At 69.1% G+C, this 15,865-nt stretch carries 11 protein-coding genes; 8 read left to right on the top strand and 3 right to left on the bottom strand.

The window, feature by feature from the left end; genetic code table 11:
* The first annotated feature begins 54 nt into the window (after positions 1-54).
* Genes ABZV40_RS09755 through ABZV40_RS09745 form a run of 3 tightly spaced genes read left to right on the top strand, consistent with a single transcriptional unit; the run spans position 55 to position 4,925 of the window.
* Positions 55-867 carry an SAM-dependent methyltransferase gene (locus tag ABZV40_RS09755; RefSeq protein WP_355438040.1) on the top strand — a complete coding sequence of 271 codons (813 nt, stop codon included), beginning with the start codon at positions 55-57 and terminating at the stop codon, positions 865-867.
* 60 nt (positions 868-927) lie between these two features.
* Positions 928-3,093: an EAL domain-containing protein gene (locus ABZV40_RS09750; RefSeq protein WP_355438039.1), complete on the top strand. Its 2,166-nt coding sequence runs from the start codon at positions 928-930 to the stop codon at positions 3,091-3,093.
* 20 nt (positions 3,094-3,113) lie between these two features.
* Positions 3,114-4,925 carry a glycoside hydrolase family 15 protein gene (locus tag ABZV40_RS09745; protein WP_355438037.1) on the top strand — a complete coding sequence of 604 codons (1,812 nt, stop codon included), beginning with the start codon at positions 3,114-3,116 and terminating at the stop codon, positions 4,923-4,925.
* 75 nt (positions 4,926-5,000) lie between these two features.
* Here the strand turns inward: ABZV40_RS09745 and ABZV40_RS09740 are convergent, their stop codons facing one another.
* Positions 5,001-7,649, bottom strand: a complete 2,649-nt coding sequence (locus ABZV40_RS09740) for a glycoside hydrolase family 2 TIM barrel-domain containing protein (RefSeq protein WP_355438035.1) — start codon at positions 7,647-7,649, stop codon at positions 5,001-5,003.
* A gap of 150 nt (positions 7,650-7,799) precedes the next feature.
* Between ABZV40_RS09740 and ABZV40_RS09735 the strand changes: the two genes are divergently transcribed.
* The 5 genes from ABZV40_RS09735 (at position 7,800) to ABZV40_RS09715 (ending at position 12,628) form a co-directional block, all read left to right on the top strand.
* Positions 7,800-8,387, top strand: a complete 588-nt coding sequence (locus tag ABZV40_RS09735) for a DUF3558 domain-containing protein (protein ID WP_355438033.1) — start codon at positions 7,800-7,802, stop codon at positions 8,385-8,387.
* A 116-nt stretch (positions 8,388-8,503) separates the two neighbouring features.
* The gene (locus tag ABZV40_RS09730; RefSeq protein WP_355438031.1) at positions 8,504-8,878 is read left to right on the top strand and encodes a transcriptional regulator; all 375 of its coding nucleotides are present in this window, start codon (positions 8,504-8,506) and stop codon (positions 8,876-8,878) included.
* Positions 8,879-8,892: 14 nt separating this feature from the next.
* Positions 8,893-10,125 (top strand): PPE domain-containing protein, encoded by a 1,233-nt coding sequence (locus tag ABZV40_RS09725; protein WP_355438029.1) that lies wholly within the window; start codon positions 8,893-8,895, stop codon positions 10,123-10,125.
* On the top strand, positions 10,122-10,928 hold the full coding sequence (locus ABZV40_RS09720; RefSeq protein WP_355438027.1) for an ESX secretion-associated protein EspG: 807 nt from the start codon (positions 10,122-10,124) through the stop codon (positions 10,926-10,928). The genes ABZV40_RS09725 and ABZV40_RS09720 overlap by 4 nt, the downstream gene beginning before the upstream one ends.
* A 56-nt stretch (positions 10,929-10,984) precedes the next feature.
* On the top strand, positions 10,985-12,628 hold the full coding sequence (locus tag ABZV40_RS09715) for a glycosyl hydrolase family 28-related protein (protein WP_355438025.1): 1,644 nt from the start codon (positions 10,985-10,987) through the stop codon (positions 12,626-12,628).
* Here the strand turns inward: ABZV40_RS09715 and ABZV40_RS09710 are convergent.
* Entirely contained in the window at positions 12,623-14,311 is a 1,689-nt protein-coding gene (locus ABZV40_RS09710) for an FtsK/SpoIIIE domain-containing protein (RefSeq protein WP_355438023.1), read from the bottom strand. The genes ABZV40_RS09715 and ABZV40_RS09710 overlap by 6 nt on opposite strands.
* Positions 14,308-15,846 (bottom strand): hypothetical protein, encoded by a 1,539-nt coding sequence (locus ABZV40_RS09705; protein WP_355438021.1) that lies wholly within the window; start codon positions 15,844-15,846, stop codon positions 14,308-14,310. Before ABZV40_RS09705 ends, ABZV40_RS09710 begins: the two co-directional genes overlap by 4 nt.
* Positions 15,847-15,865 lie beyond the last annotated feature (19 nt).

Here is a 15,865-nt window from a genome sequence, read left to right as displayed (position 1 = left end):
AGCGGCGGGTGCATGATGGGCTGGAACGGCTCCGGACGCGGATGAGGTGAGCACGTGGAGCGGCCGAACTGGGCGCCGGGTGACATCGACCTGGAACGGCCGAGCGTGGCGCGGGTGTACGACTACTACCTGGGCGGCGCGCACAACTTCGCCGCCGACCGCACCGTCGCGCAGAAGACCATGGAGTCGATGCCCGAGCTGCGCGGTGTCGTGCTGAACCACCGCGCGTTCTTACGCAGGGCAGTCCGCCACCTGCTGAGCTGCGGCGTGCGGCAGTTCCTCGACCTCGGCTCCGGAATCCCGACCGTCGGCAACGTGCACGAGATCGCCCAGGCCGTCGACCCGGCCGCGAAGGTGGTCTACGTCGACATCGACTCGGTCGCCGTCGCGCACAGCCGGTCGCTCTTGTCGGGCAACGATCGGGTGAACGTGCTGCAGGCCGACGTGCGGGACCCCGCGGCGGTGCTGGCCTCGCGGGAGGTTACCGGCCTGCTCGACCTCGGCGCGCCGGTCGCGGTGCTGATGATCGCTTTGCTGCACTTCGTCTCGGACGACGAGAACCCGGCGGCCGTCGTCGGCGGCTACCGCGACCGTCTCGCTCCCGGCAGTTTCCTCGCCATTTCGCACTCGGGTTATGAGCTGGAGGAGGAGACGGAGTCGTATCGCGAGGCACGGGCCGTGTACGAGCGCGACGTCGTGCGGACGACGCTGCGCAACAAGGCCGAGATCACCGCGTTGTTCGAGGGGTTCGAGCTGGTCGAACCGGGCGTGGTGCGGTTGCCCGCGTGGCGCCCCGAGTCCAGCAACGACGTCGAGGCGGCGCAGCGGCCCTTCCCGGGCTTCTGCGGCGTGGGCCGAAAGGCTTAGAGGTGACTCCGCAGGGCGACCGCCCGTATGCTGCGCGTTCGTGGCGTTAGGGCCGAGCAGATGACCGAACGGGTTGACCACCGGGTGCGTGACGACCGCTCTCCTTTGGACCCGGCCGTTTTGGCCGGTGCCGAGTCGTTCGCGCGCAGCTGGGCGACGGCCGTGATCGGGTCGAGCTACGTGCCGATGACGCGCGCCGAGGTCGCCCAGCACCTGCAGGACCTCACCGAGCTGCTGGTCGAGGCGCTCTTCGCCAGCCCGTTCCGCACGGCACCCGGCTACGAGATCGGCTCACGGCTGGTCGACGCGCACTTCACCGGAACCGACACGCTCGGCCGCACGATCCAGCTGCTCGGCGACGACCTGCTGGCCGAGCTGGGCTGCGCGGCCGACGACCGGCTGCAGTCCCGCCTGGCCGCCCTGCAGGGCGCGCTGGCCGCCGGGTACGCCCGTGCGCTGCGCGAACGCACGCTCGCCGAGCAGGAGGCGATCCGGGCGGCCGTGCTGGACGCCCGTGACCAGGCAGAAGCGATGCTGCGGGCCTCGGAGGCCCGGTTCCGCGCGATGTTCACCGAGGCCGCGATCGGCATCGGCATCGCGGACATCGAGGGCCGGATACTGGACGTCAACCAGGCCCTGCAGGACATGCTCGGGTTCAGCGTCGAGGAGATGCGCCAGTACAACGTACGCGACCTCATGCACCCCGAGGACGCGGGCAGCGTGTGGCGGCTCTACGACCAGCTCATCGCGGGCGAGTGCGACCACTACCGCGCCGAGAAGCGCTTCCACCGCGCCGACGGCGAGCAGGTGTGGACGCACCTGACGTTGTCGCTGGTCCGCGACGACCACGGCGAGCCGCAGTACCAGGTGGCGATGATCGAGGACGTCACCGACCGCCACCTGCTGCAGAACCGGCTGCGCTACCAGGCCCTGCACGACCCGCTGACCGGCCTGCCCAACCGCGCGCTGTTCCTCGAACGCCTCGGCCGCGTGTTCACCAACCGCGGCAAGCACCTGAGAGCCGGCCTCTGCTACCTCGACCTGGACGGCTTCAAGGTCATCAACGACTCGCTGGGCCACGACACGGGGGACCAGCTGCTGGTCGAGGTCGGCCGGCGGCTCGACCACTCGGTGTCCGGCGAGGGCAAGCTGGTCGCGCGCATGGGCGGCGACGAGTTCGTGATCCTGGTCGAGGGCTCGACCGGTGAGCAGGACATCGTCGACGTGGCCGACCGCGTGCTGACCGAGCTGGAGGCCCCGATCCGCATCGCTGGCCACGAGCTGTCGATCTCCGCGTCCATCGGCATCGTCGAACGGCAGCTGTCCGGCACCACGTCCGCAGATCTGATGCGCGACGCGGACATCACGCTGTACTGGGCGAAGGCGGACGGCAAGGCCCGCTGGGCGCTGTACGACCCGGAGCGCAACGCCCGCGAGGTCGCCCGCTTCACGCTGTCGGCCACGATGCCGCGCGCGCTGGAACGCGGCGAGTTCTACGTCGAGTACCAGCCGCTCGTGCGCCTGGAGGACTCGACGGTCACCGGCGTCGAGGCGCTGGTGCGCTGGCAGCACCCGGAGTTCGGCCGCCTGGCACCGGACCGGTTCATCGAGCTGGCCGAGGAGACCGGCCTCATCGTCCCGTTGGGACGGTGGGTGCTGCGCAAGGCCTGCGAGGAGGCGCGGCGCTGGCTGGAGGAGTTCGGCGACGCGGCCCCGTTCGTGTCGGTGAACCTCGCCGTGCGCCAGTCCCGCGACCCCGAGCTGGTCCGCGACGTCAAGCGCATCCTCGACGAGTGCGCGCTGCCACCGCACCACCTGCAGCTGGAGCTGACCGAGTCGGCGATCATGGGCACCGCCGACGAGCCGCTGGAAGCGCTGCGGGCGTTGTGCGACATGGGCGTGCGCATCGCGATCGACGACTTCGGCACCGGTTACTCGAACCTGGCCTATTTGAAGCACCTGCCCGTGCACGAGCTGAAGATCGCCGGCTCGTTCATGGAGGGGCTGCGCGCGGAGACCGAGGAGGACCCGGTCGACTCGCAGATCGTCGCCACGCTGGTGCAGCTGGCGCACGCCCTGGGTTTGGGTGTGACGGCCGAGGGAGTGGAGACACCTGCCCAGTCCGCGCGGTTGTTGAGGCTGGGGTGCGACACGGGGCAGGGGTGGTTCTTCGCCCGGCCCGGCCCGCCCGAGGACATCGACAGCCTGCTGCGTGGTGATCTCTAGGTCGGGGAACACCGTGGGTCATGAAGTCATTGGCCCTGGTGGTGCTCCTGCTCGTCATGACGGCCCCGATCGCGCGCGCTGCCGACGTCGTCCCGCTGCCCGCCGACAAGCAGGGCTTCGGGACCGCGCGGTCCGCGGCGAGCCCGGTGTGGTTCACGCTCGGCCACCAGGGCCTGTCCGAGATCTTCCACCCCGACCTGAGCACGCCCGCGACCAGGGAAACCCGGCTGCTGGTCGACGGAAAGCCCGGTCAGGCCGTCACCGAGCCTGCGGACGACCGGTCGCTGACGTTCCGGCAACGGTTGCGCGGCGAAGGCTGGCACGCCGAGATCACCTACGTCACCGACCCGCAACGCGCGGCGGTTCTGGCGGACGTGGGGTTCTCGTCGAGTCGCCCGATGCGGTTGTCGGTCGATCACGTGCCGATGAAGGGCGGCAGCGAGGTGGTGAGCACGTTGCCCACCGAGCCGGTACGGCGTGCGCACGGCACGTTCGCGGTCGGGTTCGGCGCGGGCGTCGCCCAGGCCGCGCTGGACCGCGGGTTCGCTGCGGCACAACGGGAGTACGCGCAGGGCTGGCACACCTACCTGGCCGGGCTGCGGCGGCCGGCGTCGGCGGACCGGCGGCTCTACGACCAGTCCGTGATGGTGCTGGCCGCGACCGAGGACAAGCGCAACCCCGGCGCGTTGATCGCCTCGCCGAGCTTCCCGTGGGCGTTCGGCTTCGACCGCGAGCTCGCGCCGGAGCTCGGCCCGTACGCGCTCGTGTGGCCGCGCGACCTCTACCACGTCGCAACGGCCATGATCGCGGCCGGTGATCGCGGTATTGCCATGCGCGCGTTGGACTTCATGCTGAACAAGCAGCAGCAACCGGACGGCCATCTGCCGCAGAACACCCGCACCGACGGCACGCTGTTCTGGAAGAGCGTCCAGCTGGACGAGACCGCGGCACCGCTGCTGCTGGCCTGGCAGCTGGACCGGCGTGACGCGTCCACTGTGGACCATCTGCGCAAGGCCGCCGACTACCTGCTGAGCTACCCGAACGCGCCGTTCAGCGAGCAGGAGCGGTGGGAGAACCAGAGCGGCTACTCGCCGGCCACGATCGCCTCGGTCGTCGCCGGGCTGGTGTGCTTCGCGGACCTGTTGCACCGCAACGGGGAGAACGCCGACCGGTACCTCGAGGTCGCCGACGAGTGGCAGCGGAAGGCCGGGAGCTGGACCGCGACCACGACCGGCCCGTACGAGCCCAAGCCGTACTACCTGCGGCTCACCAAGGACGGCAACCCCGACGCGGGCACGAAGTACAACCTGGGTGACAACAACCCGGCCGACATCGACCAGCGCGCGGTCGTCGATCCGAGCTTCCTGGAACTGACCAGGCTGGGCGTCAAACGCGCCGACGACCCGACGATCCGCAACACCGTGCGCGTCGTGGACCAGCAGCTCAAGGAGCAGGGCTACTGGCACCGGTTCACGCAGGACGGTTACGGCGAGACGGCGGACGGCAGGCCGTGGAACATCAACTGGCCGACGCCCACGCGCACGTACGGGCGGCTCTGGCCGTTGCTGAGCGGCGAACGCGGCGAGTACGAGCTGCTCATCGGCCAGAAGGCCAGTGCTGCCAAGCGTTTGCGGGAGATCGCGGCAACGGCCAACAGCGGCCTCATGCTGCCCGAACAGGTGTGGGACGGCCGGGGAACCACCTCGGCCACCCCGCTCGCCTGGACGCACGCGCAGTACGTGCGGCTGGCCTGGTCGATCGACGCGGGCCGTCCCGTGGAACGGCCCGACGTCGTCGCGAACCGCTACGAGCCCGCTCACCGCGGTCGATGAAGGGCTCCTTACTCCACCTGGAGTGCATGAAGGAGCCCTTCATCGACGACCGGGTGCGCCCGAACGGGCCCGGTGCTAGCTGAAGGACTTCTTCGTCACGTTGTGGCCGGAGACCTCCACCACCGGCTGGGCCCCGCCGAGGTCGGACGCCCGGTACTCGGCCCGGATCGTCTGGGTCTCACCGGGGAACAGCGTGATGTAGTTGTCCGTCCACTCGGCCGGCAGCACCTCGGCGCCACCGGTTCCCTTGCGCAGCGACGCCCGCAGGAAGAACGCCACGGACGTGCCGGTGTTCTTGATGGTCACGTGCGTGGCCTGCCGGCCGTCCGTGCCGGGCGTCGTGGTCGTGGACACCGAGACCTGGCCGGCCTTGAGCGTGTTGAGCGACTTCAGGTCCGTGTACGCGGACTGCGGCGTGTAGTACCAGTCGCCGCCGCTGTAGTTCAGCGTGTCCGCCTTGGTGGACAGCCAGTACACGTTGCGGTCGACCTCCTTGCCGTTCGCGTCCTTGAGCAGCAGTCGCACGAAGTACGCGGTGGACAGGCCGGACGGCTGCGGCAGGGTGCCCACCCGCACCGACCCGTTGGCCTTGGCCGGGACCGGACGCGTCTCGTTCGCCTTCTGCGTGCCGTCGGAGTTGAAGACGGTCACCTGGAGGCTGAGGCCGTCCTGCGCCTGCAGGCCCATGTTCACGACGGCCAGTGACTTGTCGTCGTAGGAGTACTGCGCGTGCAGGGCCTTGTTGGCCGTCTTGGCACCGAAGTACGACCCCGCGGTCGCGAGGTTGTAGTTGTAGAGGTGCCAGTAGAGCTTGGGCCACGGGTCGTTCTGCATCCAGTAGATGACGCCCTGCGCCTGGTTCGAGCCGGTGTCGGAGAAGTCGCGGCCGAACGCCTCGAACTGCGCGCGGTTCGTTTCGTACTGCTGCAGCTGGGCCTTCTTCACGAAGTCGTCCACGGAGGACGGCTTGCCGTACCGGTTGTCCAGTGCGGTGCCCCAGAAGCCGAGCTTGCTGAACGTGCTCGACGGGGAGAGGTGGTACTGCGAGGCGTTGTAGTCGGTGAGCTTGCTGATCTCGGAGGAGCTGAGGAACTTCTTGAGCTCGTCCATCTCCGGGATCGCCGGGCCGGGGCCGATCTCCGACGCGAAGCCCGCGCTGCCGCCCTTCTGGTTGTTGTACCAGTAGACCGGCGGCTCCCACCAGTACGGACCGTCCATCTTCATGCCGGAGTCACCGAGCTGCGGTGAGCTGCGGCGGGCGGCCGCGGGGACGATCGGGGCCTGCCAGTCGGCACGCTTCAACGCGTCCAGGTAGATCGTCTCGACGGCGGCCGCCGGGGCCTCGTCCGAGCCGATCAGGAACGTGAACACGCTGGGGTGGTTGCGGATCCGCTTGGCCTCGCCCTCGGCGGACGCGCCCGCGACCCTCTTGTCCTCCGCGGAGAAGTTGCTGGTGCTCTGCCACTTCGAGCAGCACTCCCAGCCGGTCATGATCAGGATGCCGAGACGGTCGGCGATGTCGTAGAGCTCGTCGTTCTCCGGCTTGCCTTCGAGACGGATCGTGTTGAGCCCCATGGACTTCGTCAGCATCAGCTCGTCGGCGATCTTCTGCACGTTGGTGCGCAGGAAGAGGTCCGACGCCCAGCCGCCGCCGCGGATCAGGATCGGCTTGCCGTTGATCTGGTACTGGATGTTGCCGCTGACCATCTTCGAGGTGACCTCGCGGATGCCGAACGTGGTCTTCTGCTCGTCCGACTTCGCACCCGCCACGGTCGCGGTGGCCGTCGCGTCGTACAGCGGCTGCTCGCCCATCTGGAACGGCCACCAGAGCCGCGGGTTCGTGACGTTGAGCGGGAACGTGACGGTCTTGGTCTCGTTCGCGGCGAGGCTCACGTTCTGGCTGTAGTTCTGGCCCGCCGCGCTGCCGGTGACGGTCGTGGTGACCGCGCTGCCGGTGTTGTTGCGCGCGTCGACCTTCACGGTGACCGCGGCGCTGTCGAGGTTCGGCAGAGGCAGGTCGGTCAGCACGTGCAGGCCGCGCAGCGAGACCGGGCCGCTCTGGGCCAGGTCGACGTTGCGGAAGATGCCCTGGTTGCGGTCGGGCGGCAGCTGCGACCAGTCGATGAAGTGGATCACCAGGTCCTTGGCCGGGTCGGACGGCGAGGCCTTGATGGCCAGCGCGTTGTCCCCCTTGCGGAGCAGGCTGGTGACGTTGAACTCGAAGTTCGGGTAGGCACCGATGACGGTGTCCGTGCCGGCGACCTTCTTGCCGTTCAGCCAGACCTCACCGCGGGCGATCACGCCGCCGTTGAGCTTGAGGAACGTGTTGACGCCCGGCTGCGGATCGGCCTGGAAGACCTTGCGGTACCACCACGGCACCTGGAAGTCGGCGCGGTTGGCCTTCTTCAGGTTCTCCGAGTAGTTGACGTCGCCGTACTTGTTGTTCGCGATCAGACCGGCCATCACCGTCGACCGCGCGGGCACGGTCAGCCATCCGGAGTCCGAATAGGCCGGTCCGGAGATCACCTCACCGGACTGGGTGGCGGTCTTGCTCGTCTGCATCCGCCAGTCGGGCACGGTGGAGACCTGACCGGGGCCGGCGGCCACCTTGAGCGCCGCTCCCGTGCCGGGTACGGGACCCGCGTTGGCTGAGGTACCTGGCACGAGCAAGGCCAGACCCACCGCCGCCACGACCAGGGTCGGTAGTGGTCGGTTGCGCAGCATGTCGCTCCTCGACGCATCGGGGCGGCGGCGCTTCGGGGTATGGTAAAGAAGGTTTCCTTTTTATTGGGTAACCGGCAATGCGCCTTATGGGTGACGTGGGCCACACCAATTGCAACACTCCGTGCGCGACGATCCGATACGTTGACCGTCATGCGTCGACTTGTCGTCCCGTTCGTGCTGGCAGCGGTCCTGACCGGGTGTTCTTCGACCGAACCGGGAACGCCCACGGCGGGGAAGCAGGCGCCGAAGACCGGAACGTCGACCGGGACTGCCCCGGTGAACAGGCCCAAGGCCGTCGACATGAAGACCCTCGACCCCTGCTCGCTGATCACGCCGGAGGCGAAGGCCAAGCTCGGCATCCGCACGGTCGAGCTGGGCACCCCCGATGCGGACTACGGCGAGGGCAGCAAGTCATGCGGCACCAGCTACGAGGACCGCAAGTTCACCTACAGCATCGACACGCTGGTCAACGGCGGCGTCGACCGGTTGAAGAGCACGGAAGGCAAGGTCAAGCAACTCACCGAGCTCAAGGTCGCCGGCTACCCCGGCTATCTCACCAAGGGGCCGTCGCAGGCGACCGGCTCTCCCGAGTGCGATGTCTACATCGACGCGAACGACCAGCAGTTGCTCCTGGTGTCGGTGATCGGTGGATGGGGCAGTGACGGCACTTTGGACGGTGCCTGCGAGCGCGCCAAGGGGCTGGCGGAGGCGGCGGGTGCGGTGCTCGCCAAGAAGTGAGCAGAACTACGCGCCTTGTACCGGGAACCGGTCACCCGCGTCACGCATCAGAGCTAAAGTCGTCCCAAATGCACACGCGGCCCGTCCCTTGAGGGCCGTACTGAGGAGGGTGTGCCGTGTATCTCGCGGATGGTGGTGGCGGTGGTGCGTCCACGCCCACGGAGTTCGGTCAGCGCAAGCTGAAGGTGGACCCGTCTGCCATTCCGGAGGCCAGAAAGGCCTTCGAGCACGCGCTCGACGAGTTCGATGACAAGATCAAGAAGGCGGTCGAGCACCTGCCCACGAGGCCCTGGGCGGGGGACCCGATCAGCAGCGAGACGTCGAAGGCGTTCAACGAGCAGACCTCTGACAAGGCGCTGGCCGCGCTGACCTTCTACCGCGCGCAGCTCGTCGGCGTGATCGACCAGCTGAAGATGATCGAGGAGCAGTACCGCAAGGTCGAGGGCGACAACACGGCCATGTGGGGCAAGCACCAGCGGGACCTGGGCTGAGAGGGGGCTGACCGATGACCGACCACCGCTTTCAGGGGTACGACCACCCCGAGCTGTACAAGATGATCAACTCTGGTCCCGGCGTCGCCGCCTCCATCCCGGTGGAGCAGGGCTGGAAGACGATCAAGGACTCGCTCACCCAGATCGACGCCGACCTGCACGCCGCGCTGGCCAAGATGGGCGCGGGCTGGGAGTCCGACGCCGCCGACGCCGCGAAGGGCGCGCTGTCGCCGCTCGCCGAATGGGCCAGTTACGCGGCCAGCGGTTCCGGCACGATGGAGAGCTCCGCGCGGTTGCAGGGCGAGTTCATCGCCGACGCGCGCAAGAAGATGCCCGAGGTCGTGCCGGTCACCACCGAGAAGCCCGGCTTCATGGACATGGCGGTCGGCGCGCTGACCGGTCCCGTCGGCATGGCGCACGTCGTCGGCCAGCAGATGGACCACGAGAAGCAGGAAGCCGCGGCGGACAACGCGGCCGCCCAGGCCGTCAAGGTCATGGAGGACTACCAGTCCGACAGCCGCTGGAACTCCTCGACGCTCGGTGAGTTCCCGCAGCCGCCGCAGGTCGTGATCGACACGCCTCCGCCCAGCTCGTCCGGCACGGAGAACACGCGCGTCGGCTACACCTCGACCACTCCGCACACGCCGACCGGCACCAACGGCACGACCAACCCGTCGTGGACGACGCCGCCGGCGACCCAGCAGCACGTGCAGCCGGCCTGGACTCCGCCGCCGCCCACGGACACCACCCACACGTCGTGGGTGCAGCCTCCGTCGACGCCGCCGGTCACGCCTCCGTCGACCACCCTGCCGCACCCGACGCCCACCCCGACCCCGACGCCTTCGGTGACGTCCGGCCCGGTGTTCACCCGGCCGACCTCCGGTGGCGCTGGCGGCCTGCGCGGTGGCGGTGCCGGTGGTCTGCGCGGCGGTCAGCTGGGCAGCGGCAAGGCGTTCGGGCCGATGAGCGGTTCGCTCGGCTCGTCCGGTCAGCAGGGCTCCGTCAAGGGCGGCCTGCCCGGCATGGGCTCCGGTCCGGAGGGCATGCGCGCCGGTGCCATGGGCTCCGGTGCGGGTGCGGGCAAGGCCGGTGGCGCCGGTGCCGGTGCCGGTGGCGCGCACGGCCAGAAGGGCGAGGGCGAGGACGACCTCGAGCACAAGGCCGCCGACTACCTGGTCGAGACCGACGACGTGTTCGGTGACGAGCGCCTGGTCGCTCCGCCGGTCATCGGAGGCTTCTCGGAGTGAGCCTGTTCGGCGCTGCGGTGGAGAGGGAGCCGATCACCCTCTCCGCCGAGGAGTTCGACGTGGTGTGGGAACGGATGAACGTCGGCCCGATGCCGCTCGTGCTGAAAGTTCCCACGCCGGGCAAGACGCGGGACGAGCGCATCCAGCTCGAGAACCGCGTCTACCAGCAGTTGGACCACCGTCGGCTGGGCAACTCGCGTGGCCTGTCGTCCGAGCTGGACGGGTTGCTGCGCATGTTCGTCAAGCCCGAGCGGGAGGCGGACGGCCGCCTCTGGCTCGGGTACAGCCTGCGCGTCCTCGCCGTCGCGAACGGCGATTGGGGCGCGCTCGCGACGTTGCGGGACGACCAGCTGACGTTCCAGCCGTGGGCGGGCTCCGGGCTCGCCTCGGCGGTGCTGTCCGTGCTGCCCGCGCACCCGGCCGGAACAGGGCTTTCGGTGACGTTGCCGAGCGCGGACATCGAGAAGGCGATCTCGCGGACCGACGGTTCGCCGAAGTCGATGGAGGCCGCGTTCCGGGGTGTCGGACTGCGCGAGGACGACGCGAAAGCGCTGGTCAAGATGTTCACCGGGCTGGTGCACACCGGCAACTTCGGTGCCGCCGCCCGCGACAAGTACGGCAAGCGCTGGCGGCCCGACCGGGTGGTCGCGTTCTTCGACACCGAAGAGGGTCGTTACCTGCAGCAACGTCGTGCGTCGAACGGTCAGCCGCCGTGGAGCACGTTCACGCCGACCGACGCCCGCAGGATGATGCACCAGGTGGACGAGCTGATCTCCGAGGCGGTTCGTTCCGCGGGCGGCTGATCTCTGGTTTGATCTGACCACCGCCGCCGTGGCCAAGACCCCTTGGAGACGGCGAAATGAACATCGACAGAAGGCGATTCCTGCTGGCTACAGGGGTCGCACTGGTCGGAACGCAAGCGTTGACGGGGACCGCTTCCGCCGCGTCCTCCGCCTCGTTGTGGCAGGAGTTCGCGGCGAACCCGTACAACCACCCGCAGATCCCGAACATCGCGTATGCGGGCTACCGGACTGGTGAGCGGCCTCCTCGTCGTCCCGTGCTGGCGAACGTGCAGTTCTTCGGTGCGCGCCGGGACGGCTCGGCGGACGCCTCGGTGGCCATCAACCGCGCTGTCGAGTTCGTCGGCAAGCTGGGCGGCGGCACCGTGTTCGTGCCGCCGGGCCGCTACCGGATCGACGACATCATCCGGGTCGGCCACGACAACGTGGTGCTGCGCGGCGCGGGCAGCGACAAGACGACGTTCTACGCGACCAGGTCGCTGGAGGAGATCGTCGGCATCAACCGCAGCCGCTACGGCTCGGAGAACTCGGCGTGGAGCTGGTCCGGCGGCCTCGTGTGGGTGTGCCACCGCGACCGCTTCCAGCCGTTGGTCGACGCGATCAAGGCGCACAGGTGGCCGTTCGAGGGCTGGACGGGCAACGAGCTGGAGCTGGGGTCGACCCTGACCGCGGTCACCGGCTCGGCGGCGCGCGGTTCGTTCGTCGTGACCGTCGAGAACGGACGGAACCTGCGGCCCGGTCAGCGCGTGTTGCTGCGGCTGGACGACGACAACTACTCACTGCCCAAGCACATGTGCGGTGACATCCCCGGCACGGCCACGTACAAGTGGGACGACAAGGACAAGCTCCTGTCGTACTTCCCGTTCCTGTGGCCGGTGCGCGTGGAGTGGGTGCGCGGCAACAGGGTCAAGCTCGCGCAGCCGCTGCCGGTGGAGATCCGCCCGGAGTGGAAGGCGCGCCTGACCACGATGGCCCCGGTGATCACGGGTGCGGGCGTCGAGGGCATCAAGATCGAGATGGCCAAGGTGCCGGCGCCGAAGCACCTGCAGGACAAGGGGCACAACGGTCTGGTGTTCCAGTGCGCGTGGGACTGCTGGGCCGACGACGTGCACGTCCAGGACGTCGACAACGGGTTCTTGCTGGTGTCCTCCAAGGGGGTCTCGCTGCTGAACACACGGGTTTCCGGACGCGGTCACCACCACGCCTACGCGACGCGCGAGCAGTCGCACGACAACCTGACCGACGGGTTCGTGATCGAGGCACCGTCAGAGCCCTCGCAGCCGGGCGCGGGCAACCACGGGCTGAACGTCGAGGGCCTGTCGTGCGGCAACGTGTGGACGCGTGGGCGGATGGACTACGACGTCTTCGACACCCACCGCGGTCTGCCGTTCGGCAACGTCCGCACCGAGATCACCATCAACAACGTCGGCGCGCACGGCGGCAGCGCCAACGCGGGTCCGTTGTACGGCGCGCGTTTCACGCACTGGAACGTCACCGTCACGAACCAGCGCGCCGGCAACGTCCGGATCGACCAGGTTGCGCCGTGCAGCGCCACCGTGGCGATCTCCGAGGTCCGCGACTTCGGTCAGATCGACAAACCGGACTTCACCGGCCCGCTGAACTCGCGCCTGGAGCTCTACGGCACGACCGACGTGACACCGCCCAACCTCTATGACGCACAACGGAAGTTGCGCCGCTCATGAGGTAGCCGCGTACATCGCGACCGGCAGTGACCGCACGACCGAGGCGAGGTCGGTGGGGAGCACGAAGCTCTCCACCGATCTGCCGATGCGGCGTTCCCAGCCCTGCTCGGTGAGCTCCAGGCGGTACGTCGTGTGCAGTCGTGGCAGGTCGCGGACCGAGGTCGTGTCGGAGAGCAGCAGGTGCTGGCCGTAGGTGCGGCCGACCTCGGTGAGGGTCTGCAGCGTGGTGAGGAACCCCGGTTTCGCTTCGATCAGGCCGTGGACCCCGTCCACGCAGACGAGCAGCCGCGGTGGTGCGTTGCCGTCCACCAGCATGCTGATCCGGCGTTCCAGGTCGTCCATCAGGTCGTGCGGCTGCACGTGCGGTGCGTGCTCCAGGCCCGCGAACACGCCCGTGCCGTGGAAGTCGACGAGAACCACCTGCAGCTCGTCCGGCGAGTGCCGCAGCATCAGGCCGAGGATCAGCGCTTTCAGGGCGTCGGCACGACGTTCGGGAGGCGCGACCACCTCGCCGTGCGGGCCCATCCCGTCCTCCGCCAGACCCGCCTTGACGTCGATCTCGACCGGTTGACCGTGCTCGTCCACGCCCACCGCGGTCCGGTACCGCAGCTTGGCCGGTCGCGGTCGCCACGCGTGCGCCGGGTCGAACTTCGGCATGTCGTGCAACGTGAAGAAGTCCGGCGGCGGTTCGGGCTGGTGCATCAGCCGGGGCAGTTCGTCGGCGTGCTGGTCGAGGTTGGCCGGCGTGGTGCAGTCGTCGATCTGGAGGTTCGTCAACTCGTGCGGGGCGTCCAGCAGCAGCTGCATCCCGGATCTGCCGACGTCCCGTGCGATGGTGGTGAGGGCGTTGCCGAGTTCTGTCGCCGCGAGGTCTGTGAACCCGTTGACGCAGATCAGGAGTTGCGGCAGCACCTGGCCGAGTGAGCGGTGGTCGAAGATCGTCCAGGTGTTGCCGACGAGCTCCAGCCGGCGTTCCGACTCGGCCAGGAGAGCCTCTGCGAGCGGCACGGGATCGGCTTTGGCGTTGCGGTGATGAGCCTGCACGTGCGGTGCCTGGTCGAGTCCGGTGAAGATGTTCGTGTCGTGCGCGTCGATGAAGATCGCCTGGAACACCTTGGGCGAGTGGGTGGTCATCAGCCCGAGCACCAGACTCCGGAACGCGTCCGGCGCGGTGACGGCGAGGTGCGATCCGGTGCGCCACTTGCCGTCCGCGAAGTGGGTGAGCTCCACGACGACCGGCTGACCGCTGCCATCGATGCCGATCGGCACCTTCCACCACCGGCCCCGCCACACGAGCGCCTTGCTGAACCGGCTCAACCCGTGCAGCGCAAGGAAGTCCACGACCTCCACGTGCAGCGGCACCCGTGCCGGCAGGTCACCGAGCGACCGGGCGGTGACGACCACCCGCACGCCGCGCGCGGTCGCGGTGATCCACCTGACGGCGTCGGCGAGGCCGGGATCGCTGTCCGCGCAGAGCTTCCAGTCGTCGACCAGCAGCGTCGCGCCGGGTTCCGCCCCGCGTTCGAACCACGTCAGCAGGTTCTGGCACCGGCGCTGGTCGCTCGGGTCGAAGCTGACCGCCGCAACCGGTGACTCACCGTGCCCGATGCGGTAAAACCCTTGCGCCGCAGGGATTCGCGGCTCGGTGAGGTGCGGCGGTCCGACGAGCGCGAGATGGGTCACGGCAGCGCGATCTGGGCGTGCAGGCGGTCCGGCACGGACAGGCAGAAGCCCGGCTTGTCCGGCACGCGGGCCGCCTCGCGAGCACCGACGAGCGAGGTGGCCGGGTCGTCGAGCCGGAACTCGATGCCGAACGCCAGGCTGTCGCGGATGAACGGCGGCACCTGGTCCCACGACCGGGCGGTCACCACGATGTGGCGCTGCGGGTCGAGGGGTTCGCCGGGACCGTCGAGGAGCTGACAGCGCGCCAGGTCGTCGCCGAGGACGCCGGCCAGGGTCCGCAGCGTCGTGCTCTTGCCGGTGCCGGGTTTGCCGACGATGGCGCCGTGCCGCAGCTCGTCGGTGAAGCCGGGGACGAGAACGTCACGGCGTTGCTCGAACGGCTTGTCGACCAGCCCGATCGCGCCCGGTGGCAGCATTTCCAGCGTCAGGTCGACGTAGCTCTTGTGCAGCGGCGGCAGCACGATCGGGCGTGCGGGCGGCGCGGATCCGACCAGTGCCTGCGGCAGGACGTTCACCCACTCGGCGAAGTCGTGCGGCGGCGTCGCGAACGGCCACTCCGGTACCCGGAACGGCAGCTGCGGCGGGAAGGCGTCGCCGGAGTAGAGCAGGTGGATGCCGAGGGTGCGGCCCGCACGCGTGAGCGACTCCAGGACGTTCTGGAACCCCGGCTGCCGTTCGACCAGCACCTCGGCGCTGTCGACGCAGATCAGCAACGCGGCCAGGTCGTCCGCCTGCTCGCGGTAGTCGGTGAAGCTCCGGCACCGGGCCTGGTGCAGGAGCTGCTGCCGCCGGTTGAGCTCGCCGGCCAGCCCCTCCTGGAACCGTTCGAACAGCTCGTCCTCGTCCTCGCCCTTGAGCGCGAACGACACGTGCGGCGCAACGCTGAGGCCGTCGAACACACCGGAGTTCTTCAGGTCGAAGAGGCCGAGGTTCAGGTCCTGGGGCGAGTGCGTGACCATGAGCCCCAGCAACGCGCTGAGCAGCTTCTGCCCGCGTTGCGGCCCGTAGTACGCACCCGTGAGCCCGTCACCGTCGACGCTGATGTCCAGGTGCACCGGCCACCCGCGCTCGTCGACGCCCACCGCCGCCTTGAGGTCGCGCCGCTGGTACTTGTCGCTCAGGTCGGCCTGGATCCCGTGCAGCGCGAGGAAGTCCGTCGCCTCGCCGTGCAGCTGCCGCCGCAACCGTTCCGGCACCTCGTCCCACGTCCGTGCCGTGACGACCACCTGCACGCCCCGCGCTGGCCCGAACGCCGCGACCCACTCGACGACCCGGTCGAGCTCGGGGTCCTGCTCGGAGCACAGCCCCCAGTCGTCCACCAGCAGCACCGCACCGGACGGCGCCCCGCGTTCGAACCAGTCCAGCAGGCTCCGGCAGCCGGCCTGGTCGGACGGGTCGAAGGTGGCCGACACGGGCAACGGGTCGGCCCCGCGCCCGATCCGGTAGACGGAGGTGTCCGGCGCGGCCGCGAGAGCCGCCTTCAGCCGCTCCCTGGTCGCCTGCCCGGGACCGACGACGGCGAAGTTCCTGATCACCGTCCAGATATACCAACAG

It is taken from the genome of Lentzea sp. NPDC004782, from assembly GCF_040609115.1.
Lineage (GTDB): Bacteria > Actinomycetota > Actinomycetes > Mycobacteriales > Pseudonocardiaceae > Lentzea.
Note: the sequence above shows the minus strand (reverse complement) of the source record. Positions and strands in the feature narration are given on the sequence as shown.